Source organism: Bacillus sp. 007/AIA-02/001, assembly GCF_004634455.1.
GTDB lineage: Bacteria > Bacillota > Bacilli > Bacillales > Bacillaceae_G > Bacillus_A > Bacillus_A cereus.
Genome location: NZ_SEIY01000010.1, coordinates 141,062 through 167,127 on the forward strand (window position 1 = coordinate 141,062; position 26,066 = coordinate 167,127).

A 26,066-nucleotide genomic window follows, 5' to 3' on the forward strand; every position below is an offset into this window, starting at 1 on the left:
GGGAGAATACCATATGAATAACCCAGTCGTACTAGATCCGAAAACAGAATTAAATGAGCAAACAGCACAAGATGTTCGCTTGCAACTTAGACAAGATGCGGATGTACAACGTATTTATAATGCGGTAGATATTAAAGATCAATTAGAATTAATTGAACTTGGAAAAGAACCTTCTATGGAAATTTCACGTTTTGCTGATCAAATTTTACATACAATGTCATTATCAAAGATAGAAGATTCTGGTGAATTATTAAAACAGCTTGGTAAAATTATGGACAGATTTGATAGCAAAGACTTTGCGGAAGAGAAAAGTGGTTTCTTCTCACGTATGTTCAAAAAAGCGGATAAAATGATTGAACAAATCTTTAGCAAGTATCAAACGATGGGCCGTGAAATTGATAAAGTGTATGTGGAAATTACGAAGTACCAAGATGAGATGAAAAAATCAATTGGTACGTTAGATGGCTTGTATGAGCAAAACTTAAAATATTATTTAGACTTAGAGAAGTACGTAGTAGCAGGAGAAATGTTATTAGAGCGTTTAAATACAGAGTTAGTTCCGATGTATGAAGAGCGTGTGCGTAATAATGATCAATTAGCAGGTATTGAATTAGAGTCGCTTAAAAACTCGGTTGAAATTTTAGAGCAACGTATTGATGATTTAGAAAAAGCGCGTATGGTTGCGCTACTTACAGCACCACAAATTCGTATGATTCAACGTGGTAATAATAAATTAATTGGTAAAATTAATACAGCATTTATTACAACGATTCCTATCTTTAAAAATGGTATCATTCAAGCGGTAAATGCGAAGCGTCAAAAGCTTGTTGCAGATTCTATGGCTGAACTGGATCGCCGTACAAATGAATTACTTAAGAAAAATGCACAGAATATCGCAACGCAAAGTGTAGAAGTAGCGAGATTATCAGGTTCTTCTAGTATTAAGATGGAAACACTTGAGGAAACTTGGAACATTATTTCAAGAGGTATGCAAGAAACACAACAAATTGAAGAACAAAATAAACGTGAGCGTGAAGAAAGCCGCAAACGTATGGCTACATTAACTGAAAACATTAAAAAAGAATTACAAGGGTAAATGAAAAGGCAATGAGGAAGAGTCCTCATTGCCTTTTAGTTTCTCTTCACTAATTTAATAATCTCATTCACAACAAGTGGAATGATACTTAATAAGAGAACAAATCCCCAATCTCGCATCGTTAATGCATGCACACCGAATATATTTGCAAGAGGTGGGATAGAGATGATACAAACTTGCATTAAAATACCGATAAGAAGAGAGAAGACTAAATATTTATTTGTAAAGATCCCAATTGAAAAAATGGATTTCGTTCTTGAACGCAAGTTAAATGAATGAACGAGCTGAGAAAAACTAAGAACGACAAATGCCATCGTTTGAGCGTGTAATAGAGCATCCTCATCAATTTGCTCTGGGAAAAGAGGGAATAAATGTGTATCTCCAGTATAGAACTTTGCTCCGGCGATAAAGGCTATTAGCGTCAAAAGCCCAATGACAATCCCATTGAAAATAAGGAAAGGAACGCTACCACTAAATAAGCTTTCTTTCGCATGTCGTGGTTTTTCCTTCATCACATCAGGATCTTCAGGATCAACCCCAAGTGATAATGCAGGCAGGGTATCTGTAATTAAATTTACCCACAAAATGTGAATAGGTCGTAGTGGTGTTGCCCAGCCGAGTAAAATGGCTAAAAATAAAGTGATAATTTCTCCGAAGTTACAAGAGAGTAGGAAGAGAATTGATTTTTTTATGTTACGATAAATATTTCTACCTTCTTCAACGGCTTTCACAATAGATGAGAAATTATCATCTGTTAACACGACATCTGCTGCCCCTTTTGCAACGTCTGTTCCTGTAATGCCCATCGCTACGCCAACATCCGCTTGCTTTAAAGATGGAGCGTCATTGACACCATCACCAGTCATAGAAACGATATTTCCCTTTGCACGCAATGCCTTTACAATTTTTACTTTATGTTCTGGAGAGACTCTGGCGAATACATTTAAATGATTAATTTTGCTTGCTAGCTCTGTATCTGAAATGTTATCTAATTCAGTTCCGATCATAATTTCAGATATTTCTTCAGCAATACCAAGTTCTTTGGCAATTGCAAAGGCGGTATCTTTATGGTCACCAGTAATCATAACTGTGCGAATACCGGCTTTTTTACATTCTTTAATTGAATCTTTCACTTCAGTTCGCGGTGGATCAATCATACCGACAAGACCAATAAAGATGAGGTTTTCTTCAAGATGATTTATATCCACATCGTTTGAATCGTATTGTTTAAATGCGAATGAAAGTACTCTTAAAGCTTCTTGAGACATTGATCCGGCAGCTTCTAATATTTGATTTTTATCAGAATCAGTTAAAATCTCGATTTTGCCGTTTTTAAAAATATGGGTACATCGAGGTAAGAGCTTATCAATAGCGCCTTTCGTCATGCTATAGTAGCTTTCATCGTATGTATGCACGGTTGACATCATTTTACGATCTGAATCGAAAGGTACTTCGTTAACACGTTCATGTATTTTTTCTAAATAATCTTTTTGCATGTTAAAAGTGGTTCCAGCAACGAGAAGTGCAATTTCAGTCGGGTCTCCCGTTTGTGATTCTTTATTATAAGACGCATCATTACATAGCACCATATTTTCTAACAATAGACGTTGCACATCATTATTTACATTTAAACTTTCTAAGCGATCGTATGTGTTATCACTATAAAAGTGAGTAACGGTCATTTTATTTTGCGTTAACGTACCTGTTTTATCTGAACAAATAATTGTGACAGAACCGAGGGCCTCAACAGCTGGTAGTTTGCGAATGATAACGTTTTGTTTAATCATACGTTGCACACCAATTGCAAGAACGATGGAAACGATAGCTGGCAAGCCTTCTGGAATAGCTGCAACGGCTAAACTAATAGCAGTCATAAACATTTCTAACGTATCCCGGCCTTGTAAAAAACCGATGAGGAACATAATGATACAAATAGCTACAGCGACAAAGCCTAAATATTTTCCGACTTGTGCTAAGCTTTTTTGAAGTGGTGTCATATCATCGTCTGCTTCATGTAAAAGGGTAGCAATCTTACCAATTTGTGAGTTCATTCCAGTTTCAACAGCAACACCGACGCCTCTTCCGTATGTTACAAGAGTAGACATAAAGGCCATGTTTTTTTGATCGCCGAGTGGTACTTGTTCATCACTTTGCATGGAAGGGTGGTAGATTGCATCTTTATCAACAGGGACAGATTCACCAGTTAGAGCAGATTCTTCAACTTTTAAATTTGCGGTTTCAATAAGGCGTAAATCGCATGGGATATATCGTCCGGCATCGAGCATAACGATATCCCCTGGAACGACGTGTTCAGATGGAATTTCTTTTAGTTCACCATGTCTCTTGACGATAGCTTTAGGTGTTGCCATCTTTTTTAGTGCCTCTAAAGCTTGTTCTGCTTTAGATTCTTGGACAACACCGATAACAGCATTTAAAACTACAACAAGCGCGATAATACTGGCATCCGCCCATTCACCTACAAAGGCAGAAATAAGGGCAGCAATAATAAGGACATATACGAGGACGTCATTAATTTGGGCGAAAATACGCTGCCATAAAGTGCGTTTTTGTTTTGTAGCTAATTCATTAGAACCGTATTGCTTTAAACGTTCACTTACAATTTCATCTGTTAAACCGTGTTGTTCGTTTGTTTCTAGGTCAATTAATGTTTGATCTTTCGTCTTACTGTACCAATTGCTCATAAGTAAGCACCTCCAGTAAAAACAGTTAGCAATGGTAGTGTTGCTATTATTTGTGAGTAGTATGTATGGAGAAAAATCTAAGGTGAGGTTCTACTTCTATTGTACAATATTTTACAGTTGGTTGAGGGAAAGAGAAGAGTTGTCATGAATTTGTTGGAAATAAAAAAGAGCCTCATATAAGAGAGGCTTTTTTACTTTTTAATTAATGTACCTAATTCTTCTGTAATAGCTTGCATTTCACTAATGCTGAATGTTTCACGTTTCATAACATGATTATAAATGTCACGTAAATCTTCGTACATTTCTTCGTTAAAACTAGCAGCTCTCATCGCTCCAGCATTAACCATACGTAATTTTTCTTTAATAGCTTCGACCATATATTCAACGTTTTCTTCTGACTTTACGGATAAATCCACCGAAGTGTCCCCCTTTAAAATAACATAAGGCTATCTTAACATTTTTTATCATTTTCGTTAATGAATCTTTTCAATCCCATTAAATTAGTAGGGATTTCCTTTATATTTAATAATTGGTTGTTTATACTATAAGTATATATAAAGAAATGCACCAAGAAATGCACCAAGAAGGGAAGAAACAAAAGTATGGTTCAAGTATTGTTTGTTTGTCTTGGGAACATTTGCCGTTCTCCGATGGCAGAAGCGATTTTTCGAAATCTTGTCGTAAAAGAGGGACTTGAAGAGAAAATTGTCATTGATTCTGCAGGAACTGGAGATTGGCATGTTGGCCATCCGCCACATAAAGGAACACAAAAAATTTTAAAAGAAAATGCAGTCACTTTTGAAGGAATTAAAGCAAGGCAAGTAGAAAAAGAAGACTTAACAAAGTTTGATTATATTATTGCCATGGACAACAAGAATATAGCAGATTTAAAAAGTTTAGGTAAAACTGGAGGCTATATTGGTAGGCTGTCCGACTTTGTTCCAGACGGTGGCTGGACAGACGTTCCTGACCCTTACTATACAGGGAATTTCCAAGAAGTATATGACCTTGTAACAGAAGGGTGTGCAAAGCTATTAGCTTTCATTCGAAATGAACAAGGAATATGAGGAAGCTTAGAAAGAAATACTTTCTAACATAAGAAATGAAAGGGTGAAGGAATATGGCAAAGAAAAATAATATTGCTCGAAACATTGCGATTGGTGTAGCGGCAGGTGTAGCTGTATCCATGTTAAAGAAAGAAAACCGTGAAAAAGTAAAAAATACAGCAGAAAAAGCAAAAACAAAGATGATTGAAATTGGTGAAAATGCAAAGATCAAAGAAAAAGTGCAAACTGTTACAGATAAAGGACGCGAACTTGCTGATTTCAATGTGGTAAAAGCGAAAGTAGCAGAAATTAAAAAATTAACGCCATCTGTTGTAGAGACGTTAAAAGAAACGAAAGAAATTTTTAGTAAGAAAAAAGTTGAGCCAGAAGAAAAGCCAGAAACGATTGAAATTCAAGCTGTATCTCCAAAGGTAGATGAGCTGAAAGCAGAAGAAGAGCCAGTAGTTGCTGAAGATGGTGGTATGAAAGAAGCGCGTGAATTATTTATGAAAGACTCAAATGCAGTGGAAAAAAAAACTGAAGCGTACATTGAGTTAAAGCAAGATAAAGAAGAGAAGAAAAGCGTTTAAACATATATGAGAAAAATTTTAGAAAAGGTGAGAAGAAATCGTACTTATTCGTTTGGTAAAGATTTATATGACCGGACGATGCGCGATGATGTAGCGGGCTTGGCAGCACAGCTCGCTTATTTCTTCTTGCTTGCAATTTTTCCTGGGCTCGTTTTCTTAATTACGCTTCTTGGATTTATTCCCATTCAAACAGAGGATGTGCTTAGTTTATTAGAGGTTTATGTACCAGATGATGCAATGAACTTAATTGAGGTAAATGTAGATAAAGTTGTAAACCAGCAAAATGGTGGTTTATTATCATTTGGTTTATTATCCATGTTATGGTTTGCCTCAAATGGTGTTAATGCGGTTATGAATGCTTTTAACCGCGCTTATGACGTGAAGGAAACACGTTCTTTTATTACAACAAGAGCGTTATCAATTGTGTTTACATTAGCTATTATTTTTATGATTGTCTTTGCGTTAATTGTTCCGGTATTCGGACAAGTTATTGGAGCAGCAGTGTTTAAAGCACTCGGTTTATCAGATAGTTTTTCTTTCGTGTGGAGCATTACACGATTAGTAGCGAGTTTCTTCGTGCTATTTGCTTTGTTTAGTTTCTTATATACATTTGCCCCAGATCGAAAGTTAAAAAGAAGAGAAGTTATTTCAGGGGCGTTATTTGCTACTGTAGGATGGATTGTGGTATCGTACTCATTTGCTTATTATGTAGATAAGTTTGCGAATTACGCCAATACATATGGTGGTCTCGGTGGTATCATTATTTTAATGTTATGGTTTTACTTAACTGGATGGGTAATTTTACTTGGCGGTGAAATTAATGGTTTACTCCACCATTATAGAACCGGTGACAATAATTCCCGTAATGAATAATGAGCTCTTGTTCCATAATAAAAAGGAACAGGGGGGATATTTCATGAGTAATAATAAAAAGAACCATAATAATAAAAGTAATAATAAACAAAAGAGCAGTTCGCATCCAAAGCATAAAACGAGTAGCAGTGCGAACGGTCATAATAGCTATCATTAAAAAAAACGGGTCCTCTATGAGGGACCCGTTTTATTTGCTGCCTTTTAATAATCGTAAGCCATTCAAAATGACAAGAATCGTACTTCCTTCATGGCCAATAACACCGAATGGAAGAGCTAAAAATTGCAAGAAGTTTGAACAAATTAGCATGGCAATAACGGCTAGCGAAAAGATTACGTTTTGCTTCACAATACGGTTCATTCGTTTTGATAAACGAATTGCTTGGGAAAGACGAGATAGTTCGTTCTTCATCAGTACAACATCCGCAGTTTCTAAAGCTACATCTGTTCCTTCTCCCATTGCGACACCAATGCTAGCAGTAGCTAGTGCAGGTGCATCATTTATACCGTCTCCGACCATTGCTACTGTACCGTATTTTTCTTTTAACTTTTTAATCGTTTCAACTTTTGTTTCTGGTAAACATGATGCGTAATATTCCTTTATATTACTTTCAGAGGCAATTGCTTTTGCCGTTTCTTCATTATCTCCAGTAATCATAATTGCTTCGACACCAATGCTTTGTAATTCACGAATAGCAGCTATTGTTTCTTGGCGAAGCGTATCTTTTAAAGCGATAAGTCCAAGAATGCCTCCCTCATCACTAATATAAACGACAGTTTTACCTTCCTTTTCAAGTGAGGCAGAAATACCATTATGAAATGTTTTTGTTTCTTCACCGATAAAATCAGCTTTACCTATTTTATAAGCGTTGTTTTCGAATATTCCTTTTAGCCCAAAACCAGTTACATCTTCAACCTTTTCAGGTTTTTTTAATGTAATGTCGTACGCATGTTGTGCATATTTAACAATAGATGCAGCCAAAGGATGTGTAGAGTGACTTTCAATGGATGCTGTAATAGAAAGTACTTCTTTTTCTGTCATATTTTCTCGAACATATACATCTGTTACGGTAGGTTTTCCTTCTGTTAATGTTCCTGTTTTATCAAAGGCGATTGCTTTTACTGAAGCGAGGCGTTCTAAATGTATGCCACCTTTAAAGAGAATTCCATTTCTTGCTCCGTTAGAAATTGCAGATAACGTTGCTGGTGTAATGGCAGCAACGAGTGCACAAGGAGATGCGACTACAAGTAAGATCATAGCGCGATAAAACGTTTCATTCCAGCTCCAGTCAAGTAAGAAATGAGGAACGAACATCATAAGCGCAACAACGAGTAGTACACCTTTTACGTATGTTCCTTCAAACTTTTCGATGAATAGTTGTGATGGTGATTTTTCACTTTGTGCACTTTGGACGAGACGGATAATTTTTTGGAATAATGTTTGATCGCTTGGCTTCGTAATTTTAACTTCGATAGCACCACGTAAATTTACAGTACCTGCAAATACTTCATCGCCATGTCTTTTCTCATTTGGAATAGGTTCTCCCGTGATTGCTGCTTCATCAATATTTGTTTCACCGTTATGAATCGTACCGTCAGCGGGAACACGTTCACCTGGTTTAATTAAAATAATGTCGTTAATTTGTAACTCTCCAACAGGAACACGTTCCTCCGTTCCGTTGGAAATGCGTAATGCTTCTTCGGGTTGTAAGTCAAGAAGAGCGGAAATTTCTTTTTGGCTCTTACTTAATGTATAAGATTCCATAGCACCGCTGAGCGCAAAGATAAAGATTAAGATAGCCCCTTCTGCCCAGTAGCCAATAATTGCAGCACCAATAGCTGCAAAGAGCATTAGCATTTCAACATTTAGCTCTTTTTCTTCAATCGTATCTTCAATGCCTTCTTTCGCTTTTGCATATCCACCAACTAAATAAGCAAGGATATAGCAAGTAATACTTACATTCATTACATCGTTCTTTGTGAATAACCAGCCAACTAAAATAAAAATACCAGATGCTACTGCAAATACAAGTTCATAATGTTTTTTTAATGTGTCCCATAAAGAGGGATGAGAAATTGTTTCTTTTGACTGTAACGTTTTTACTTCTGAGTTCATTACTACCCGCTCCTTCCGCATTCTTATTGAGAAAAATAATCAAAATCGAAACCCCTATAAAACGACGAAAGCTGCCATCCATAATGGATAGCAGCATTTCTGTTGAATCTGTTTTTAATAGTTCTTATGTTGTAATTATTCTATAGTATATCATATGTTTTTATGAGATGGTACGGTTTTGTTTCAAGTATAAACGGAAAACTTGTGTTTTCGCAACTCCTCTGGTATATATGAATATTGTTCATAAAAAGATCGGAAAGGAAGACAACAAGTGAAGACAGAGAAAATTTTTACCCATCCGATTGGCGTATTTATTGCTGCAATAGTAGCAACTTTTTTATGGGGAAGCGCATTTCCTTTTATTAAATTAAGTTATGTTGAACTTGGAATTCAACCACAAGAAGTTGGAGAGCAAATATTATTTGCCGGTTATCGTTTCTTTTTATCTGGAGTCATGCTCTTATTATTCTTTAAAGTGTTAGGAAAAGATATGAGCTTCAAAAAAGGAACAGGGAAACAGTTAATACAAATTGGTTTATTCCAAACGTTTCTTCAATATATCTGTTTTTACATTGGAATGAGTTATAGTTCAGGAATTGAAGGAGCTATCATTTCAGGAACATCATCATTCTTTCAAATTTTACTCGCCCATTTTTTATATAAAGATGATGCTCTCAATATGCGAAAATTAATTGGGGTATCTATTGGTTTTTGTGGCGTCATTTTAGTAAATGTGCCGAGTGATGGTAGCTTATCATTTCATTTTGGGATCGGAAGCTTATTACTTCTTAGTGCAGCAATGCTGTATTCATATGGAAACATATTAGCAAAAGAAGGTAGTAAAACATTAGATATTGGTTATATGACAGCATACCAAATGATTTTTGGTTCTACAGGATTATTATGTATAGGGGCTTTACAAGTTGGAGTCATGCCATTTACATTTAGTCTACATGCACTACTTATGCTAATTTATTTATCTTTCTTATCTGCAGCTGGTTTTTGCATTTGGAATACAATTATGAAGTATAACAAGGTTGGAAAAGTATCTATGTATATGTTCTTTATACCCGTATTTGGTGTGTTATTATCGAGCATGATTTTAGGTGAAGCAATTCATTCATTTGTGCTACTCGGTTTAGCATGTGTAGCCGCGGGAATCATTGTGGTAAATAGGACACCAGCTAAGCAAAAAATGGAGCAAGAAAAACAAGTAGCATAGAGAGCAGAAAAGCGATTACAATGGAAGAACAGTACTGTTCTTCTTTTTTTATAGAAAAAGGATAATAGACTAAGTGTAACGAAAAAAGATACAAAAAGCATTTATTGAGGAGAAAATATTATGAATCTACTTTACGTGGTGTTAATTGGGCAAATATTTCTTTTTTTTATTGGTGCAATTTATGCAATGGGGCAGACAAAAAGAACGAAAGATAATATGCCGTTACCTTTAGCAATTCGTCTTATTCTTAGTTTTTCTTTAACAGGTAGTGCAATTTGCATATGGTTACAAGATCCATCTGTAGAGTATAGTACGTGGGTTGCACTTGGTATGACTTTATCAACTGTGGGAGATTTGTTTATGGCTGGGCTGATTCCAATTGGTCATCGATTAATTGGAGGGATGGTTACTTTCGCTGTTGCTCATTGTTTTTATGTAAAAGCATTTTTGCAAACAGGAATTTCATGGAATGGTTTTTGGATTGGCTTACTCGTATATGGGCTCTTTCTAATTGTAGGATGGTTCTTCTTTATCCGAAATGATAAACAGGATAAGTTGTTTACGATAGGAGCTCTAATTTACGGATTGTGGGTTGGAGGAATGGCTTGCTTTGCATTCGCCTTATATTATGAAAATACAGGGATATGGTGGATACCAGCGTTTGGTGGCTTACTGTTTGTAATTTCTGATTTCATTATTGGCGTGACAGATATCGGAGGGCGTAAATTGAAGTATGAGCCACTTTGGATTTGGTTTACATATGTAGCTGCTCAAATGTGTATTATATATGTGGGATTATAAAAAGATACTCTCAAAATAGTGGATAGACTATTTTGAGAGTATCTTTTTTGCTTGTTAATTTGATCAGTATTTTTATTTTAAAATTTCTAATATTGTAATTTTATAATTCAGAATTTTGTAGAAAATCATCGGTCGTATTATTTATAATAAAAGTAAAAAGATGATGAGTTGGTGAAATGATGCAAAAGAAAAAACGTTGGCGTGAATTCTTTGGAACTATTGCAATTGCATGTTTATTGGTGTTTTTGGCGAAATTTTTTGTGTTTTTTCCGACGACTGTAAAAGGAGCATCTATGAGGCCAACGTTGCAAGATGGAGATAAGGTGATTGTTAATAAGTTAGCAAAACAATTTGAAAGCTATGGGAGAGAAGATATTATTGTTGTGAAAACAGATAATTTTTATGTCAAAAGAGTGATTGGATTGCCTGGAGATATAATTGAGATGAGAAATGATCAATTATATGTAAATTCTGAAGTGAAAGATGAAGAGTATTTGGATAGTAATAAAAAACAAGCAGAAAAAAAACTTATGAATTTAACAGAGGACTTTGGACCGATTACAGTTCCTAAAAATAAGATTTTTGTTATGGGAGATAATCGCTTAATAAGTAAAGATAGTAGAAATGGTTTAGGTTTTATTGATAGAGAAGATGTGTTAGGAAAGTTAGCAGGCATTTATTATCCGTTTGAACATATGAAAATAATAAAGTAAAAAAACCAAGCAAATTTTAGTTTGCTTGGTTTTTTTGTTAAACAGTAGGAGATTCGTTTGATACAAAGATATCTTCATGTTTCTTTGTAGTACTTAAAACAAATTTATGTTGTAGTAATTGTAGTTTAAATAACGCCAAAGGATCATGATATGTTTCTGGATTGCTTCTTAGCGTCGCTAATGTTTGCTCGTCTTCCTGTATCTCAAGTTGAGCTGCATCTACATTTTGTTTCAATATATTAAGTGGATCTTTGAAGAACATCATGATATCACGTTCTAATGCACCTTCAAATACTTCAAATTGAAGGAAGAATTGTTTGGAAATTGTGTGAGCAATTTCTGTATAGTCTTCTGTTTCAATATATTGTTTATATTTGTTGGCGAGCATAGATTGGTTTTTTTGCATATTACCAAATAATTTTCCGGCACTTTTTAAGAAAAACTGTGTCGGTGTAAAGCGTAATAAAATATTGATGTTCGTTACTGTAATTCGATTTGTCATTCGTGCAACATCTCGATTCCAATCATCTAATAATTTGAAATCGCAAGGAAGTTTCATACGTTCTTCTTTATATAATTTATTAAACGTTTCACTCATTTCATCTAAATAAGCTTGAGCTTGAATAAATTCATTATGTGCTGTTTCAATCCATTCTTGAATAGACCCAGTAAATTTAGGAAGAAGTACCTGTTGTACATGCTTTTGAACACGTTCATTCATTGCAGCATTTAATTCTTCATGAACTAGTTTGAAATCACTATCTTCTTGAACAAGATCAGAGCAACTCTGTAATAATTCAGGAATTTGAGAATGTATATCTCGTGTAATTTCTTCTTTCGTTAAAAGATAGGATTCGGTAATAGAGCGAATTTTATCTTTTTCAAGAGCAGTAAGGTTATTAATAAATCCAGTAAGTTTCACTGAGATGTGTTTATTCCAGCGTACGGATTTTACTAATGTATTTTCTAATTCCACACGTTCATTTATGAGATAAGCAATTGTCTTTTGTGTAAACCATATTAGCTTTTCTATACGTTCTTTTTCTATATCGCGTTTTGCAAGATTAGAGAGAATAGATTCTGTTACATCTCCAAGTTGCTGGCTACTCTCTTGCGAAGGAGAGTATGGGAAGAATTGTGCATCTGGAAAATGTACTTTAAGTTTACTAATTAGTTTTTCATTAGTAGTCGTATTATTTGTGTGTAATACGAAGTGAATTTGTAAGTTTGGTACTTGTTCACGTAAATAAATTAATGTATCAATTTCTTTACTATGCAATGGTGAAGAAGAATTTAATACGTAAACAAGACTATCTGCTGCTTGTAAGTATTCAAAGTATGCATTGTTTTTATCCAATTGCTCTTGAATGGATGGTGTAAGAAGAAATGTAAACTTATTTTTTCTTAAAAACCTACTTGGTAGCTTAATTTCTATACATTTTTTCTCAAGTTCTGACTGAGCAGATGTAGTCGTTATTTGATGGAATTCATCAAGGTTAGGGATATTTCGTATATCTAACTCGGTAAATTCTGTTATTTCAGTTTGACTAGCGTCTTTAAATAGAATAGGAGTTGTTAAAGTTTCAGTTAAGATGTTCTCTCCCAATATTGAATTAACAAATGATGTTTTATCATGGTCACTAGTTCCAGCTATTAGTAGTGGTGTGACATTTAAATCACATAGTTCATGGACTAGTAGCGTAAATTGATGACTTAAATCTACATCATTTTTCTCAGCCCATACAGCGATTGTTTCGAATAAATGAGAAACTGTTTCCATATTTACATCTGCTTCAGCTGATGTATTAGAAAGTAAGGATCCAGCACTTTTTACGAGTAATGATTCTAAAGTTGTAGGTGAGACTTCATTCCATGCTAACACTGCTGCAGAGACAACTAGAGAATCTTTTGCTTTCGTTAAACTAAACCAATTTGTTAATAAATTTGGTACAAGTCCGTTTAATTCATGCATAAAATGATTTCCGGTAATTAATGCAAAGTATGTTTCTTGATAGCGAGTAGAAATTTCATTCCAATCGTCATTATTGTCTGTTTCAATATGCAAGAATAAATGATTAATACTTTGAATCCAAGGAAGGTATAAGGATTCATGTTGATAGCTATTCCAAAGAGCAATAACAAGCTCTTTAAATTGAGCTTGATCAACAGCATATAGAGCTTTTAAAGACTCATAGAAATATTCAGGCTTAATATTTTTTGTAAATCCTTTGTTTATGTAATTTATTAACGTATCAAACCAGTGTAAAGATTGTGTTCGAATACCTTCTTGAACAGCTAGTTCGATAGCGTTGTTCCAATCTTCTTGTTTTTCATAGAAAGAACGTGCAATTGCAGTAATATTTGGATAATCCGGTTGGAATGCAACAGCTTCACTAATCGTCTTAAAAGCGAGTCCTAAACGATCTTGTTCGATATAAAGAGAAAGAAGTTGTAAGGAAACCTCCATCGTAAGAGTTGTATCTTCCGTTTGAATAGATTGATAAATTTCTTCTGCCTTTTGTAAGAATCCTAGTTCAAAATAAGCATCTGCAATATTTTTTGTCGCCCAAAGTGCAAGAGCATTATTTACTTTTTCCCATTTAAATATAGCTGCTTCAAAATCTTTATTTTGATAATAAAATTCACCTTGAGCAAATCGAATATTAGAAATGTTGGAGAATTCATTTTTAGATTCATTTATATATGCTTCACCGAGTACTTCCGATGCAGGAGTAGAAGTTTCTTCTGTTAAAAATGTTTTATAGTAAACTTTTTGAATAAATTGATTTTCAATGGTCATGTTCGTTCCCCCTGTATAATTTAGAAAAATGATGTCGTATGTAAAAGGGTGTATGTTCTTTTAATAGGTAGAAGTTGCATTATATAGACCAAACTATGTTTTTGCTAGATATATCATTTTTCTTGAGAGTTAAACCGTTGCGAAAAGTAACTTTCCTTTATTGTAACAAAAAAACACGCATATGAATTTTTATTTTTTATCGGGTTATTTGCGGGCAGTAAGAATCTAATCTCAAAATTGTTGAATGTAAGTAAGTTATGTGGGAGTCGGGATGTCTGTAGAAGCAAGATTGGCATAGGTTAATAATTAGTAGAGGATGAACAAAACTCCCACTGATTAAAGTTTCACTTTATCTCTGTTAAAGGAAAGAATAGAAGTAGAGTTCATTATAAAAACAATGTATAGTGAATATGTATACCATGTTTGCCTTAAAGATAGAAAGGGTACAATGTGGAATAACGATCGTGCATAGGATGTGTCTTCCGAATGGAACAACATATTGGCGAGTTAATCGCGCATTATGGCTATTTTGGAATTGTTATAGCTTTGGCTGGTGGTATTGTCGGATTACCGATACCAGACGAGTTTTTATTGACCTTTGTTGGTTATAATGTTTCAAAAGGAGTTATGTCAGGAACTGCTGCTTTTTTAAGTGGGATGGCTGGTGCGATGTTAGGGATCACGTTAAGCTACATATTAGGTTTAAAACTTGGGCTCCCTGTTTTAAAGAAATATGGGCCGAAAATTAGAATTAAAGAACATCACATTGAAAAAACACATATTTTATTTGAAAAATATGGGCCATTTCTTTTAATGATTGGTTATTTTATACCGGGAGTACGTCATTTAACGGCATATTTTGCTGGGGTATCAAATTTGACACTTTGGCGTTTTTGTTTGTACGCTTACGGTGGTGCGCTCATTTGGATAAGTGTTTTTATTGGGCTTGGCTGGAAGTTAGGCGAGAAGTGGCGCTTCGTTGAGTATAGTTTACATCATTATGGAATATGGATTTTATTAATTTCAGCAGTTGTTACATGTGTTGTATGGTTGTACATAAAGAAAAAGAAAAACCGCTAATAGCGGTTTTTTTAGCTGAAAGCAATAAATAATACACCAGCTGTAATAAAGACTACACCAACACCGGTCATAAAGTTTAACTTTTCACCGAGGATAATCATAGCGAGAATGATAGAAAATACGACGCTTAATTTATCGACAGGAGCTACTTGTGAAACCTTTCCTGTTTTGAGGGCAAGAAAATAAAATAGCCATGACGAAGCACCTGCAACCCCACTTAATGTGATAAATAGCAGTGCTTTTTTATTTAGCAGTACGTCGCCGATATTTTGAAATTTACCTTGTATGATAATAACGCCTATCATAAATAATGCCATAATAATAGATCGAATTGTTGTTGCAACGTTTGCATCGATGCCGTCTAAACCAAACTTTCCAAAAATAGATACAAGGGCAGCAGCAATTGCTGATAATAGTGCAAATAAGAGCCACGAACTCATAGTAAAATTCCTCCAATCTTACAGTATTATACATGAAAATGATTCTCATGTATAAAGTTGAAGCAATTGAGCTTTATAGAAAGCGCGACTTCAACTTAACTTCTTGCTCCACCTGAATTTTAAGGTGGGAGTTTTACTGCCTGTAAATAGTGGGCTAAATAACGAAATAATCCCCACCTTATATTTTTAATAAGGTGGGGATTATTATACTACTCTGCAATTTCCTCATATAAAAAGTACGTTACATTATAAATATGTTCTACTTCATCGTCTGTCATAAACAATAATTCGTCACGCTCAATCCCTTTTTTCTTTTCAATAAACTCAATCATATTTTTGCGTTCTTCTCTCTTCATCAATTTTATTTCTCCTCTCAATCTGTTTTAATACAGTTTATTTAAGTTACTGCTATTATATAACAGAATCTTTGGAAAGTTCCACCTATTTTATTATTTTTTTTAAAAGAACTTTTCGACAAAACAAGCCCACCTAAGGGGGGCTTGTTTTATTTTATAGTCGTAAAAACTCAGGCTCCGTCGTACCCGCACCATCAATGTAATAAATTGTGTCGGGATTGATTTTGATCAATACGTAATTAGGGTCTTCAGGACCGAGTAACCAACGTTTTAAGCTATTATTCCAAAACTTGTTTTTTAATGTTGAGTCTTCCTCGATTGAAGCTAACCCTTCAACTTCAATATAATCTTCATCTAATTTTTTTCCTTCTCGTCCGAGTAGTACATGGACATTAGGATTTTGTTCAATATCTGTTATCTTTTTTGATTGTCGATCTGTTGCAACATATAGTACAAAATCTTCATGGAAAAACATCATAAAGGCGCTATGAGGTTTCTCATTTCGTACTGTAGATAATACACCAGTACGTTGACCTTGAATAATAGTTGCGATTTTTTCTTTTAAGTGCATAATTTTAACCCCTTTTCACAATTTATAATTCTGTCTGTTTAAACAAGATAATTTAAATATCTTTCATACTGTTTTCTTCAATCCGATTTTTTAAACGTAATTGTGATGAAATCGGACAAGTTAGGAGAAGAATAATAATAATATTGAGGAGAAATACATACGATGGAAGGATGAAAAGCATGTTTAATAAAATATTTCTTATAGTAGCGCTTATAGGTGTACCACTATCTGTACTTGGAAAAACACTTCATTGGCCAGAAACAATTATGTTCGCTGTGTATTGTATTACGATTATCGCATTAGCTGGTTTTATGGGGAGAGCAACAGAGAGTCTAGCAATTGTTTCTGGTCCTAGAATAGGCGGATTATTAAATGCTACTTTCGGTAATGCTGTTGAACTTATCATTTCAATTTTTGCACTTCAAGCAGGGTTAATTGAAGTGGTGTTAGCTTCTTTAACCGGTTCTGTACTTGGAAATTTATTATTGGTAGGAGGGTTATCTTTCTTTGTTGGAGGTCTTAAATACAAAAGACAAAGTTTTAATGTATATGATGCAAGGCATAATTCAGCTTTATTAATATTTGCTGTTGTTGTGGCCTTTGTTATTCCAGAGATCTTTTCAATGAAGATGGACGCTGGCAAGACGTATCAATTAAGTATAGGTGTTTCTATTATTATGATCATCATGTACCTTGCTGCATTACTATTTAAGTTAGTTACGCACCGTGGTGTATATCAACATAAAAGTGACGAAGTAGCGCATGAAGAAGAGCCAGAGTGGTCAAAAGGGAAGGCGCTCCTTATTTTAGCGATAGCAACACTGGCAGTAGCTTATGTGTCAGAGGCACTCGTACATACTTTTGAAACTGTTGCAAAGTCATTTGGTTGGTCAGAGTTATTTATAGGGGTTATTATCGTTGCAATTGTTGGGAATGCAGCGGAACATGCGTCTGCAATTATTATGGCTTATAAAAATAAAGTAAATATTGCAGTCGAAATTGCAATAGGCTCTACATTACAAATCGCCATGTTTGTTGCTCCTGTATTAGTATTGCTATCTATGTTCTTCGCGCAAAGGATGCCTTTAGTATTTACCATACCAGAACTTGTGTCTATGATTACAGCCGTTTTCTTAACGATTGCGATTTCCAATGATGGAGATACAAACTGGTTTGAAGGTGGCACTTTACTAGCGGCGTATGTCATTATGGGAATTGGTTTTTATTTATTATGAAAAATAGGCATAACAATTGCGCTCAGAGAAAACAATAAACGAAGTAGTATATATACCTACATAGGAAGGAGCCAGACAGGTGAAACGAGTATACAGCATATGTCTTTCAACTATGGTCTCGTTTATTTTATTATTTCCTAACATGAGTTTTGCAAAGACAACAGTAGGAACAAAAATGCCTTCATCTGTTTTAAATATTTCAAAAGACAATACATTTCCAAATGATGCGCAAGATTTGCCACGTTTACAACCAAGTAAATTTGCTCAAGAGCTATTGAAAACGGCTAATATTAAAATTGAAAATCCAGACTTAATTCGGATGTTTAATGAAACGACAATTTCAAATGCGCCGCTTGCAGTAGGGTATCGGGCAAAAATTTATTTGGGTCAATGGGCTTTACATTATGAATCAGTAGACACATCGATTAATTGGGAATATAAACAAGTGAATCGAAATGTGTATGATAATCGCGGAGGAGACCGTTTATATCCACTTCGCTATAAGCAAGAAACACAAAAGACGGTTGAAGGCGATTTAACAGCAGATATGAAAGATGCTGCAGATGTGAAAAAAATGATGCTTCTCAAAGCACTTGAAAAAGTACAATTACCCCTTTCGTTTAAAACGACCATTGGTTATGGTACTGGACATGAGCGTGTGTATAATATTAGTCCGAGTCAACTCGGATATTTATACGCTTATACACCAGCAGTAAATGAAAAAGGAAAAGTAACATTTGGAGAAGTGTATCTTGTATTAAAGGGAAATCAAAAAAGACTTGTTGTGAAAAATATTACTTCTCAAGGAATTGGAGCTGCTATTCCAATTCATGATCATTTGTATTTTAAATTCATTTCTTCCTCCCACTCGCAATAACATGAAAAAACGTCAGCTTATAAGCTGACGTTTTTTTATAATGTAATGTTTGCTGTTTTTGATAAGAAATCTTCTGTCGGATAGTAGCTGTTTTTTACAAGAACATTTGGTCCAAGACATTTTACTGCAGGACAGTGACAGCTTAATGATTTTGCAGTTTTTGAAGCGCTCCATTTTTCATACGCTTCTTGTAATGTGTTTGTTTGTATGTTTCCTAGAAGTGGAACATCACCAAAATCAGTAACGATAATATTGCCATCAAAAATATTTACATTTAAGCGTGAACGACCATCTGGATCGTTACGAACAGTTACATTTTTGCTCTCTTGTAACTTTTTAAATGTGGCAATGTCTCGCTCGTCATCGCTACAAGCATAGAAAGGTAAAGTTCCAAATAACATCCATACATTTTCATCGCGAATTTCTAGTAAATGCTCAATCGCATCACGAATTTCAGCTTTTGTTAAAATCTCTAGATTACTCGCGAAGTCACTTGGATACATTGGATGAACTTCATGACGTTTACAGCCCATCTCTTCGACGATTTGGCGGTGAATATGTTCAATATGTGGTAGAGTTCTTTTGTTTAACATTGTTTCGGCAGATACAAGTACACCTGCATCTGATAGAGCCTTACTATTTGTAATCATTCTTTCGAATAATTTTGCACGTTGTTCGTAAGTAGGCTTACGCTCCATCATTGCAAATCCGCCTTCAACGAAGTCATCAATTGTTCCCCAGTTATGAGAGATATGCAATACGTCTAAATAAGGAATAATCTGTTCGTAACGTGCTAAATCTATAGTTAAGTTAGAGTTGATTTGAGTGCGAACGCCTCGTTCATGGGCATATTTTAAGAGTGGTGTTACATAGTTGTCGACGGATTTTTTTGAAAGCATAGGTTCTCCGCCAGTAATACTTAAAGAACGTAAATGAGGAATCTCATCTAATCGTTTTAATAAAAGATCCATCGGAAGCGGATTTGGGTCTTTCGGCTGTAACGTGTAACCAACAGCGCAATGCTCACAGCGCATATTGCATAACGTCGTCGTTGTAAATTCAACATTTGTTAATAGTAGTTTGCCGTACTCTTCAAGGTCCATATACGCTTCCCATGGATCGTAAGAAGGAGTAATCGGCTTCATTTTTTGTGATATCGTCATATGAAATACTCCTTTGACTATTGAAATAACAATTTGTCCATTCTCTATAATAGAAGAATATGTGCTTTTTATAAAGTGAAACTTTTTAGCATGAAAAGAGAGAGGGCTTACATTATAGTGGATGACTGTGACAAAATTGATGAAATTTCATGCCCATAGCAATCGTTTTTGCGGTATAATAAAAGCAACTCGAATTAAAAGGAGAGTGCCTTCATGGGAAAAGCAATTCAAGATAAAGATACACAATTAGTATATTTAAAAGAACGTTTAAATATGTTCATTGAAGTAATTGATACAATTGAACCCGAAGAAGTAGAATTAGAAGATGTAGATCGTCTTCTTGCAATGTTAGATGAATTAGAATTAAAATGTGAGCAATTTAAAAAAGACGAATAATATATTAAAAAGGCTACCAATTCCAATTTGGTAGCCTTTTTCTGTTCGGGTAATAGAAGGACGATAGAAAAAGAGGTATAATCAAGTTGTGAAAAATTTCATTTATGCTCTAATAGCGTGAAATAAATAGCTAAAGAGCATAACAATTGAATTTTCAGCTCATAACGTTTTGGTAGCGTTCACAATTGAGGGGGAAGTAACAATGGAAAAGCTTCAAGAAAGCATGTATCAACTAATTGTTGAAACGTCAACGAACTTACCGAAAGATGTTCGTCGTGCGATTCAACAAGCGAAAGAGCGAGAAAATGCAGGGACTCGTTCTGCGATGGCACTTGGCACAATTACAAATAATATTAAAATGGCTGATGATAACATCTCGCCGATTTGCCAAGATACAGGGATGCCAACGTTTAAAATTTATACACCAGTTGGTGTGAATCAATTAAAGTTGAAGGAAGCTATCTATAATGCGCTTGAGCGGGCGACAAAAGATGGTAAACTTCGTCCCAATTCTGTTGATTCTCTTTTTGGAGATAATAGTGGAAATAATTTAGGACCAGGTACGCCGGTGATTAAGTTTGAACAATGGGAAAAAGATTATATTGATGCACGTTTAATCCTAAAAGGTGGTGGCTGTGAGAATAAAAATATTCAATATAGCTTACCGTGTGAACTAGAAGGACTTGGACGAGCTGGCCGTGATTTAGAAGGGATTCGTAAATGCCTTCTTCATGCAGTATATCAAGCACAAGGGCAAGGATGTAGCGCTGGTGTAATTGGTGTTGGTATCGGGGGAGACCGCACATCAGGTTATGAATTAGCAAAAAATCAATTATTCCGTACATTAGATGATGTCAATCCAGTACCAGAGTTACAACATCTTGAAGAGTACGTATTAGAAAATGCGAACAAGCTTGGCATTGGTACGATGGGATTTGGCGGAGAAACAACTTTACTTGGTTGTAAAATTGGCGTCTATAATCGTTTGCCAGCTAGTTTCTATGTATCTGTTGCGTATAATTGCTGGGCATATCGTCGCCTTGGTGTGAAAATTCATCCTGAAACAGGAGACATTATGGATTGGCTATATCAAGAAGGGGAAGATACACTTCAGCATGAAGTACAAGAAAAAACAGAGCAACGTGAGATTGTATTAGAAGCACCAATTACAGAAGAGCAAATTCGTGAACTTCGCGTTGGTGATGTTGTAACAATTAATGGCATGATGTATACAGGTCGTGACGCAATCCATAAGCATTTAATGGATAATGATTGTCCAGTAGATTTAAATGGACAAATTATTTACCACTGTGGTCCAGTTGTTGTGAAAGATGACAATGACAATTGGCAAATTAAAGCGGCAGGTCCAACGACAAGTATTCGTGAAGAACCGTACCAAGGCGATATTATGAAGAAATTCGGTATTCGCGCTGTCATTGGAAAAGGCGGTATGGGTGCGAAAACATTAGCGGCTTTAGAAGAACATGGCGGTGTATATTTAAACGCAATCGGTGGTGCAGCGCAATATTATGCTGAATGTATTAAAGAAGTGAAAGATGTTGATTTCTTACAATTTGGTATTCCAGAAGCAATGTGGCATTTACGTATCGACGGGTTTAAAGCAGTTGTAACGATGGACTCTCATGGTAATAGCTTACATGCAGATGTTGATAAAACATCACTTGAAAAATTAGCTAGCTTTAAAGAGCCAGTATTTAAGTAAATAAAAAATGCATCTCGAATGATTCGAGATGCATTTTTTTGGTATATATAGAAAAACATGTTCAGCATGAAAGAATGCGTTGCAACAGAAACTACAAGTACGATTATATATGGAAAGGAGACTATTTATGAAATATAAATGGTTATATATCGGTCTCATTTTTTCAATTATGATGGCACTTGTTCCAGTTTCAGCACTGGCTTATACAAATACTCCACATAACTGGGGAATCCCGCGTCCTAAAAATGAAACAGTACCAGATGCAGGAAAGTTATATACAGATTTACTACAAAAAAATGGCGGGTTTTATTTAGGAGATACGAAGAAAAAAGATATTTATTTAACATTTGATAATGGATATGAGAATGGATACACAGGGAAAATATTAGATGTATTAAAAGAGAAAAAAGTACCAGCAACTTTCTTTGTAACGGGACATTACATTAAAACACAAAAAGATTTATTGTTAAGAATGAAGGATGAGGGACACATTATTGGAAACCATTCTTGGAGTCATCCTGATTTTACAGCGGTAAATGATGAGAAACTTCGTGAAGAATTAACGAGTGTAACGGAAGAAATTAAAAAAGTAACTGGGCAAAAAGAAGTGAAATATGTACGTCCTCCGCGCGGTGTATTTAGTGAAAGAACGTTAGCTCTTACGAAAGAAATGGGCTATTATAATGTATTTTGGTCACTTGCATTTTTGGATTGGAAAGTGGATCAGCAAAGAGGATGGCAATATGCGCATAATAATGTTATGACGATGATTCATCCAGGATCTATTTTATTACTTCATGCAATATCAAAAGATAATGCAGAAGCACTTGCAAAAATCATTGATGATTTGCGCGAGAAAGGGTATCATTTTAAAAGTCTAGATGACTTAGTAAAAGGCAATCAACCGTAAGCATGTATGCTTACGGTTTTCTCATGCTATAATGATGTGTAAAAAGGATGGGGAAACGTATGTGGAGCGAGCATGTTACGTTAGAGTATCCGTATCATTTTGAAGAAGTATTAAAACGTTTATCTTTTGATCCTCTTAACGTCATTCAATTAGATGAGAAAGTTATTTATATCCCGCTTTGTATAGACGAGGAACAGGTTGTTGTTCGCTTACAAGGGATTGGTACTGTTCAAAATCCACAGTTTTGGATTTCTAGTCAGACAGGAGATCCAGAGAAAGTCATGAAACGAATGAGAGCCATTTTTCATTGGAATGAACCGTTTCAAGATATACAAAATCATTTTTTAAACACATCATTACGTCCACTATTTGAAACATATGCTCATACTCCAATTATTTTAGAATTTGATTATTTTGCTTGTCTGCTTCGCTGTATCATTCACCAACAAATAAATTTGAAATTTGCTACTGTGTTAACAGAACAATTTGTGAAACGGTATGGAACAGAGAAGAACGGTGTATTCTTTTTCCCCACTCCGGAAATAGTAGCAAATATTTCAATAGAAGAATTGAGAGAGCAGAAGTTTAGTCAGCGAAAGGCTGAATATATAGTAGGATTAGGTCGAAGTATTGTCAGTGGTACATTAAATTTAGCGAGTATAGAAAATGGGACGGAAGAAGACATTTCAGCACAATTGTTGCCAATTAGGGGAATTGGTGCATGGACAGTGCAAAACTTTTTAATGTTTGGGCTTGGACGGAAAAATATGTTCCCGAAAGCGGACATTGGGATTCAGCGTGCAGTGCAAGGTATATTTCAATTAGATGATAAACCTGATGATGCATTTTTAGAAAAATTGAAACAAGAGTGTGAACCATACTGCAGTTATGCAGCGTTATATTTATGGAAAAGTATAGAGTAGAGGTGTAATAATGATACAAAAGCAACATGAGAGTAAGTTGGAAGTTGGTCAAACGTTTCCTGTGACAATTAAACGTCTTGGGATTAACGGAGAAGGCGTTGGTTATTTTAAGAGACAAGTTGTTTTCATTCCAGGGGCATTACCAGGAGAAGAAGTTGTTGCAGAAACAACGAAAATTCAGCGTGGCTTCGCTGAAGCGAAAGTGAAAAAAGTTCGTAAAGCTTCACCGCATCGTGTGAAAGCACCGTGTCCAGTATATGAGGAGTGTGGCGGTTGTCAGCTGCAACATTTAGATTATAAAGAACAATTGAATCAAAAGCGTGATATCGTTGTACAAGCATTTGAGAAGTACATGAAAAATAGTATGGAAGAGAAAATTCGTCCAACGCTTGGCATGGAAAATCCATGGCATTATCGTAATAAGAGTCAATTACAAGTGGGGCGTAAAGACGAAAAGGTTATTACAGGGCTATATAAACAAAACTCACATCAGTTAATTGATATCGCTCACTGTATGATTCAACATAAAGCAACGAATGAAGCGACAAAAGTTGTAAGACGTATTTTAGAAAAATTAAATGTTTCTATTTACAATGAGAAAAAACAAAAAGGTTTAGTACGCACAATTGTAACACGTACTGCAGTTCAAACAGGTGAAGTACAAGTTACACTTATTACAACAAAAGAAGAATTACCAAATAAAGAACAATTTATTGCAGAAGTACAAAAACAGATGCCAGCGGTTAAATCAATTATGCAAAATGTAAACTGGCGTAAAACATCTGTTATTTTTGGCGACAAAACATTTAAATTAGCTGGAAAAGAAGTAATTCAAGAAACACTTGGTGATTTATCATTTGAATTATCAGCACGTGCGTTCTTCCAGTTGAATCCAGAGCAAACCGTTGTTTTATATAATGAAGCAAAAAAAGCCGCTGCGTTAACAGGCGATGAGAAAATTGTAGATGCGTATTGTGGCGTTGGTACAATCGGTCTTTGGCTTGCAAATGATGCAGCGGAAGTACGTGGTATGGATGTAATTCCAGAAGCGATTGCAGATGCAAGAAAAAATGCAAAGCGTCACGGATTTACAAATACGAAATATGAAGCAGGTAAAGCTGAACAATGGTTACCGAAATGGGTAAAAGAAGGATGGCGTCCAGATGTAATTGTTGTCGACCCACCACGTACAGGTTGCGATGATAAATTACTGGAAACAATTTTAAAAGTGAAGCCGAAACAAGTTGTGTACGTGTCTTGTAATCCTTCTTCATTAGCACGTGATGTACAAGCATTAATGAAGAGCTATGAAGTGGAGTATGTGCAACCAGTTGATATGTTCCCGCATACAGCTCACGTAGAAAATGTAGTGAAGCTTGTTAGAAAGTAAAGTTTATTAATATTCCCTCATGGTATGAGGGAATATTTTCTATGAAGGAGAATATTATGCATAATTATAAATTAACAATTCAGTACGATGGCGCACGTTTTAAAGGATGGCAACGTCTCGGTAATAACGATAATACAATTCAAGGAAAAATCGAAAGTGTCATATCTGAAATGGTCGGAAAAGAAATTGAAATTATCGGTTGTAGTAGAACAGACGCTGGTGTACATGCTTTGAATCAAGTTGCTAACTTTCAAAGTGATGAGAAGTTAGTGGAACATAAAGTGAAAAAATATTTAAATCAATATTTACCTAATGATATTAGCATTACGAATGTGGAAGAAGTACATGATCGTTTCCATGCTCGTTACAATTCTAAAGCAAAAACATATCTGTATAAAATTTGGAATGAAGAGCATACAAATCCATTTATGCGTAAATACAGCATGCATGTGAATAAAAAATTAAATGTGAAAAGCATGAAAGCAGCTGCGAAACATTTAGTTGGTTCACATGACTTTACTGCTTTTTCAAATGCGAAATCAAAGAAAAAATCTATGGTTCGAGAAGTATATACACTTGATGTGATGGAAGAGGCAGGGTTTGTACAAATTAGAGTAAGTGGTAACGGCTTCCTTCATAATATGGTAAGAAAAATTGTCGGGGCATTAATTGAAGTTGGATTAGGACAATTAGACGCTGAAGCAATTCCAAACATTTTAGAGGAAAAGCAGCGCAATCAAATTAATTGTCTTGCTGAGGCAAGTGGGTTGTATTTAGAGAATGTTGAGTTTTAATGGCAAATAAAAAAATCGGGCTAAGTAGCTCGATTTTTTTAGTATTACGAAGATTTCTCGTTTTTTATACGTAGCTTCAAATTCCAAAAAGCAGCAAGCATAATAGCTGCAAAGGAGCCGCTAATTGTTCCTAATAGCTTTGCATAAGGAAAGCTACTCATATCACCATTAATGAATAACATTATACATAGAACAGCAGGGAGAAGGTATAAGTAGTGTAATAACTTTAATTTTTTATCATTACTCATATAT

Annotated in this window: 25 protein-coding genes; 16 read left to right on the forward strand and 9 right to left on the reverse strand. The window is 35.1% G+C overall.

The features are described from left to right. Positions 1-13 precede the first annotated feature (13 nt). Positions 14-1,096: a toxic anion resistance protein gene (locus tag ES895_RS19255; protein WP_001064409.1), complete on the forward strand. Its 1,083-nt coding sequence runs from the start codon at positions 14-16 to the stop codon at positions 1,094-1,096. Positions 1,097-1,131: 35 nt separating this feature from the next. Here the strand turns inward: ES895_RS19255 and ES895_RS19260 are convergent, their stop codons facing one another. Next, positions 1,132-3,798 (reverse strand): cation-translocating P-type ATPase, encoded by a 2,667-nt coding sequence (locus ES895_RS19260; RefSeq protein ID WP_097814220.1) that lies wholly within the window; start codon positions 3,796-3,798, stop codon positions 1,132-1,134. Positions 3,799-3,989: 191 nt separating this feature from the next. Continuing rightward, positions 3,990-4,214: a DUF1128 domain-containing protein gene (locus ES895_RS19265; protein WP_000366199.1), complete on the reverse strand. Its 225-nt coding sequence runs from the start codon at positions 4,212-4,214 to the stop codon at positions 3,990-3,992. Between the two features lie 186 nt (positions 4,215-4,400). Between ES895_RS19265 and ES895_RS19270 the strand changes: the two genes are divergently transcribed. Genes ES895_RS19270 through ES895_RS19280 form a run of 3 tightly spaced genes read left to right on the forward strand, consistent with a single transcriptional unit; the run spans position 4,401 to position 6,307 of the window. Continuing rightward, positions 4,401-4,865: a low molecular weight protein-tyrosine-phosphatase gene (locus tag ES895_RS19270; RefSeq protein WP_000250916.1), complete on the forward strand. Its 465-nt coding sequence runs from the start codon at positions 4,401-4,403 to the stop codon at positions 4,863-4,865. A gap of 53 nt (positions 4,866-4,918) precedes the next feature. Continuing rightward, a complete protein-coding gene (locus ES895_RS19275) occupies positions 4,919-5,434 on the forward strand; it encodes a DUF4075 domain-containing protein (protein WP_001085388.1) in 516 nt (171 codons plus the stop codon). A 6-nt stretch (positions 5,435-5,440) separates the two neighbouring features. Continuing rightward, positions 5,441-6,307 (forward strand): YihY/virulence factor BrkB family protein, encoded by an 867-nt coding sequence (locus ES895_RS19280; protein WP_001226536.1) that lies wholly within the window; start codon positions 5,441-5,443, stop codon positions 6,305-6,307. Positions 6,308-6,494: 187 nt separating this feature from the next. Here the strand turns inward: ES895_RS19280 and ES895_RS19285 are convergent, their stop codons facing one another. Then, positions 6,495-8,420 carry a heavy metal translocating P-type ATPase gene (locus ES895_RS19285; RefSeq protein ID WP_135238568.1) on the reverse strand — a complete coding sequence of 642 codons (1,926 nt, stop codon included), beginning with the start codon at positions 8,418-8,420 and terminating at the stop codon, positions 6,495-6,497. 271 nt (positions 8,421-8,691) lie between these two features. On the opposite strand from ES895_RS19285, the gene ES895_RS19290 reads away from it, so the two are divergent. From ES895_RS19290 to lepB, 3 genes are all read left to right on the forward strand, one after another. After that, on the forward strand, positions 8,692-9,642 hold the full coding sequence (locus ES895_RS19290; RefSeq protein ID WP_000845729.1) for a DMT family transporter: 951 nt from the start codon (positions 8,692-8,694) through the stop codon (positions 9,640-9,642). Between the two features lie 120 nt (positions 9,643-9,762). Further along, entirely contained in the window at positions 9,763-10,443 is a 681-nt protein-coding gene (locus tag ES895_RS19295; protein WP_001051073.1) for a lysoplasmalogenase, read from the forward strand. 176 nt (positions 10,444-10,619) lie between these two features. Then, the gene (lepB, locus tag ES895_RS19300) at positions 10,620-11,156 is read left to right on the forward strand and encodes a signal peptidase I (RefSeq protein ID WP_000983302.1); all 537 of its coding nucleotides are present in this window, start codon (positions 10,620-10,622) and stop codon (positions 11,154-11,156) included. A gap of 37 nt (positions 11,157-11,193) precedes the next feature. Here the strand turns inward: lepB and ES895_RS19305 are convergent, their stop codons facing one another. Beyond that, a complete protein-coding gene (locus ES895_RS19305; RefSeq protein WP_135238569.1) occupies positions 11,194-13,956 on the reverse strand; it encodes a tetratricopeptide repeat protein in 2,763 nt (920 codons plus the stop codon). 486 nt (positions 13,957-14,442) lie between these two features. On the opposite strand from ES895_RS19305, the gene ES895_RS19310 reads away from it, so the two are divergent. Then, positions 14,443-15,036 (forward strand): DedA family protein, encoded by a 594-nt coding sequence (locus tag ES895_RS19310; protein WP_000434878.1) that lies wholly within the window; start codon positions 14,443-14,445, stop codon positions 15,034-15,036. 11 nt (positions 15,037-15,047) lie between these two features. Here ES895_RS19310 and ES895_RS19315 read toward each other — a convergent pair whose 3' ends face one another. The 3 genes from ES895_RS19315 to ES895_RS19325 form a co-directional block, all read right to left on the reverse strand. Then, complete coding sequence (locus ES895_RS19315) at positions 15,048-15,476, reverse strand: EamA family transporter (RefSeq protein ID WP_000100296.1); 429 nt, start codon at positions 15,474-15,476, stop codon at positions 15,048-15,050. A 209-nt stretch (positions 15,477-15,685) separates the two neighbouring features. Next, the gene (locus tag ES895_RS19320; RefSeq protein ID WP_000817786.1) at positions 15,686-15,832 is read right to left on the reverse strand and encodes a BH0509 family protein; all 147 of its coding nucleotides are present in this window, start codon (positions 15,830-15,832) and stop codon (positions 15,686-15,688) included. A 154-nt stretch (positions 15,833-15,986) separates the two neighbouring features. Continuing rightward, entirely contained in the window at positions 15,987-16,403 is a 417-nt protein-coding gene (locus tag ES895_RS19325) for a pyridoxamine 5'-phosphate oxidase family protein (RefSeq protein WP_000550220.1), read from the reverse strand. 179 nt (positions 16,404-16,582) lie between these two features. Between ES895_RS19325 and cax the strand changes: the two genes are divergently transcribed. After that, positions 16,583-17,638, forward strand: coding sequence for a calcium/proton exchanger (gene cax, locus ES895_RS19330; RefSeq protein ID WP_000482133.1), 1,056 nt, complete (start codon positions 16,583-16,585; stop codon positions 17,636-17,638). Between the two features lie 79 nt (positions 17,639-17,717). Next, on the forward strand, positions 17,718-18,515 hold the full coding sequence (locus ES895_RS19335) for a YfkD famly protein (protein ID WP_002102695.1): 798 nt from the start codon (positions 17,718-17,720) through the stop codon (positions 18,513-18,515). 35 nt (positions 18,516-18,550) lie between these two features. Here the strand turns inward: ES895_RS19335 and yfkAB are convergent, their stop codons facing one another. Beyond that, positions 18,551-19,678, reverse strand: a complete 1,128-nt coding sequence (yfkAB, locus tag ES895_RS19340; protein ID WP_000156023.1) for a radical SAM/CxCxxxxC motif protein YfkAB — start codon at positions 19,676-19,678, stop codon at positions 18,551-18,553. Between the two features lie 213 nt (positions 19,679-19,891). Between yfkAB and ES895_RS19345 the strand changes: the two genes are divergently transcribed. The 6 genes from ES895_RS19345 to truA all read left to right on the forward strand — a co-directional run bounded on the left by ES895_RS19345 (position 19,892) and on the right by truA (position 25,814). Next, positions 19,892-20,074 carry an SE1561 family protein gene (locus ES895_RS19345; RefSeq protein WP_000513558.1) on the forward strand — a complete coding sequence of 61 codons (183 nt, stop codon included), beginning with the start codon at positions 19,892-19,894 and terminating at the stop codon, positions 20,072-20,074. Between the two features lie 202 nt (positions 20,075-20,276). After that, positions 20,277-21,797: a class I fumarate hydratase gene (gene fumA, locus ES895_RS19350; protein WP_000413520.1), complete on the forward strand. Its 1,521-nt coding sequence runs from the start codon at positions 20,277-20,279 to the stop codon at positions 21,795-21,797. A 127-nt stretch (positions 21,798-21,924) separates the two neighbouring features. Beyond that, on the forward strand, positions 21,925-22,707 hold the full coding sequence (gene pdaA, locus ES895_RS19355; RefSeq protein WP_000875956.1) for a delta-lactam-biosynthetic de-N-acetylase: 783 nt from the start codon (positions 21,925-21,927) through the stop codon (positions 22,705-22,707). A gap of 59 nt (positions 22,708-22,766) precedes the next feature. Then, positions 22,767-23,630: a DNA-3-methyladenine glycosylase family protein gene (locus ES895_RS19360; protein ID WP_000269418.1), complete on the forward strand. Its 864-nt coding sequence runs from the start codon at positions 22,767-22,769 to the stop codon at positions 23,628-23,630. Between the two features lie 10 nt (positions 23,631-23,640). Then, on the forward strand, positions 23,641-25,020 hold the full coding sequence (rlmD, locus tag ES895_RS19365; protein ID WP_000615200.1) for a 23S rRNA (uracil(1939)-C(5))-methyltransferase RlmD: 1,380 nt from the start codon (positions 23,641-23,643) through the stop codon (positions 25,018-25,020). 56 nt (positions 25,021-25,076) lie between these two features. Continuing rightward, positions 25,077-25,814, forward strand: a complete 738-nt coding sequence (gene truA / locus ES895_RS19370) for a tRNA pseudouridine(38-40) synthase TruA (RefSeq protein WP_000553118.1) — start codon at positions 25,077-25,079, stop codon at positions 25,812-25,814. A 44-nt stretch (positions 25,815-25,858) separates the two neighbouring features. Here truA and ES895_RS19375 read toward each other — a convergent pair whose 3' ends face one another. Continuing rightward, positions 25,859-26,062 carry a hypothetical protein gene (locus tag ES895_RS19375; protein WP_000063854.1) on the reverse strand — a complete coding sequence of 68 codons (204 nt, stop codon included), beginning with the start codon at positions 26,060-26,062 and terminating at the stop codon, positions 25,859-25,861. Positions 26,063-26,066 lie beyond the last annotated feature (4 nt).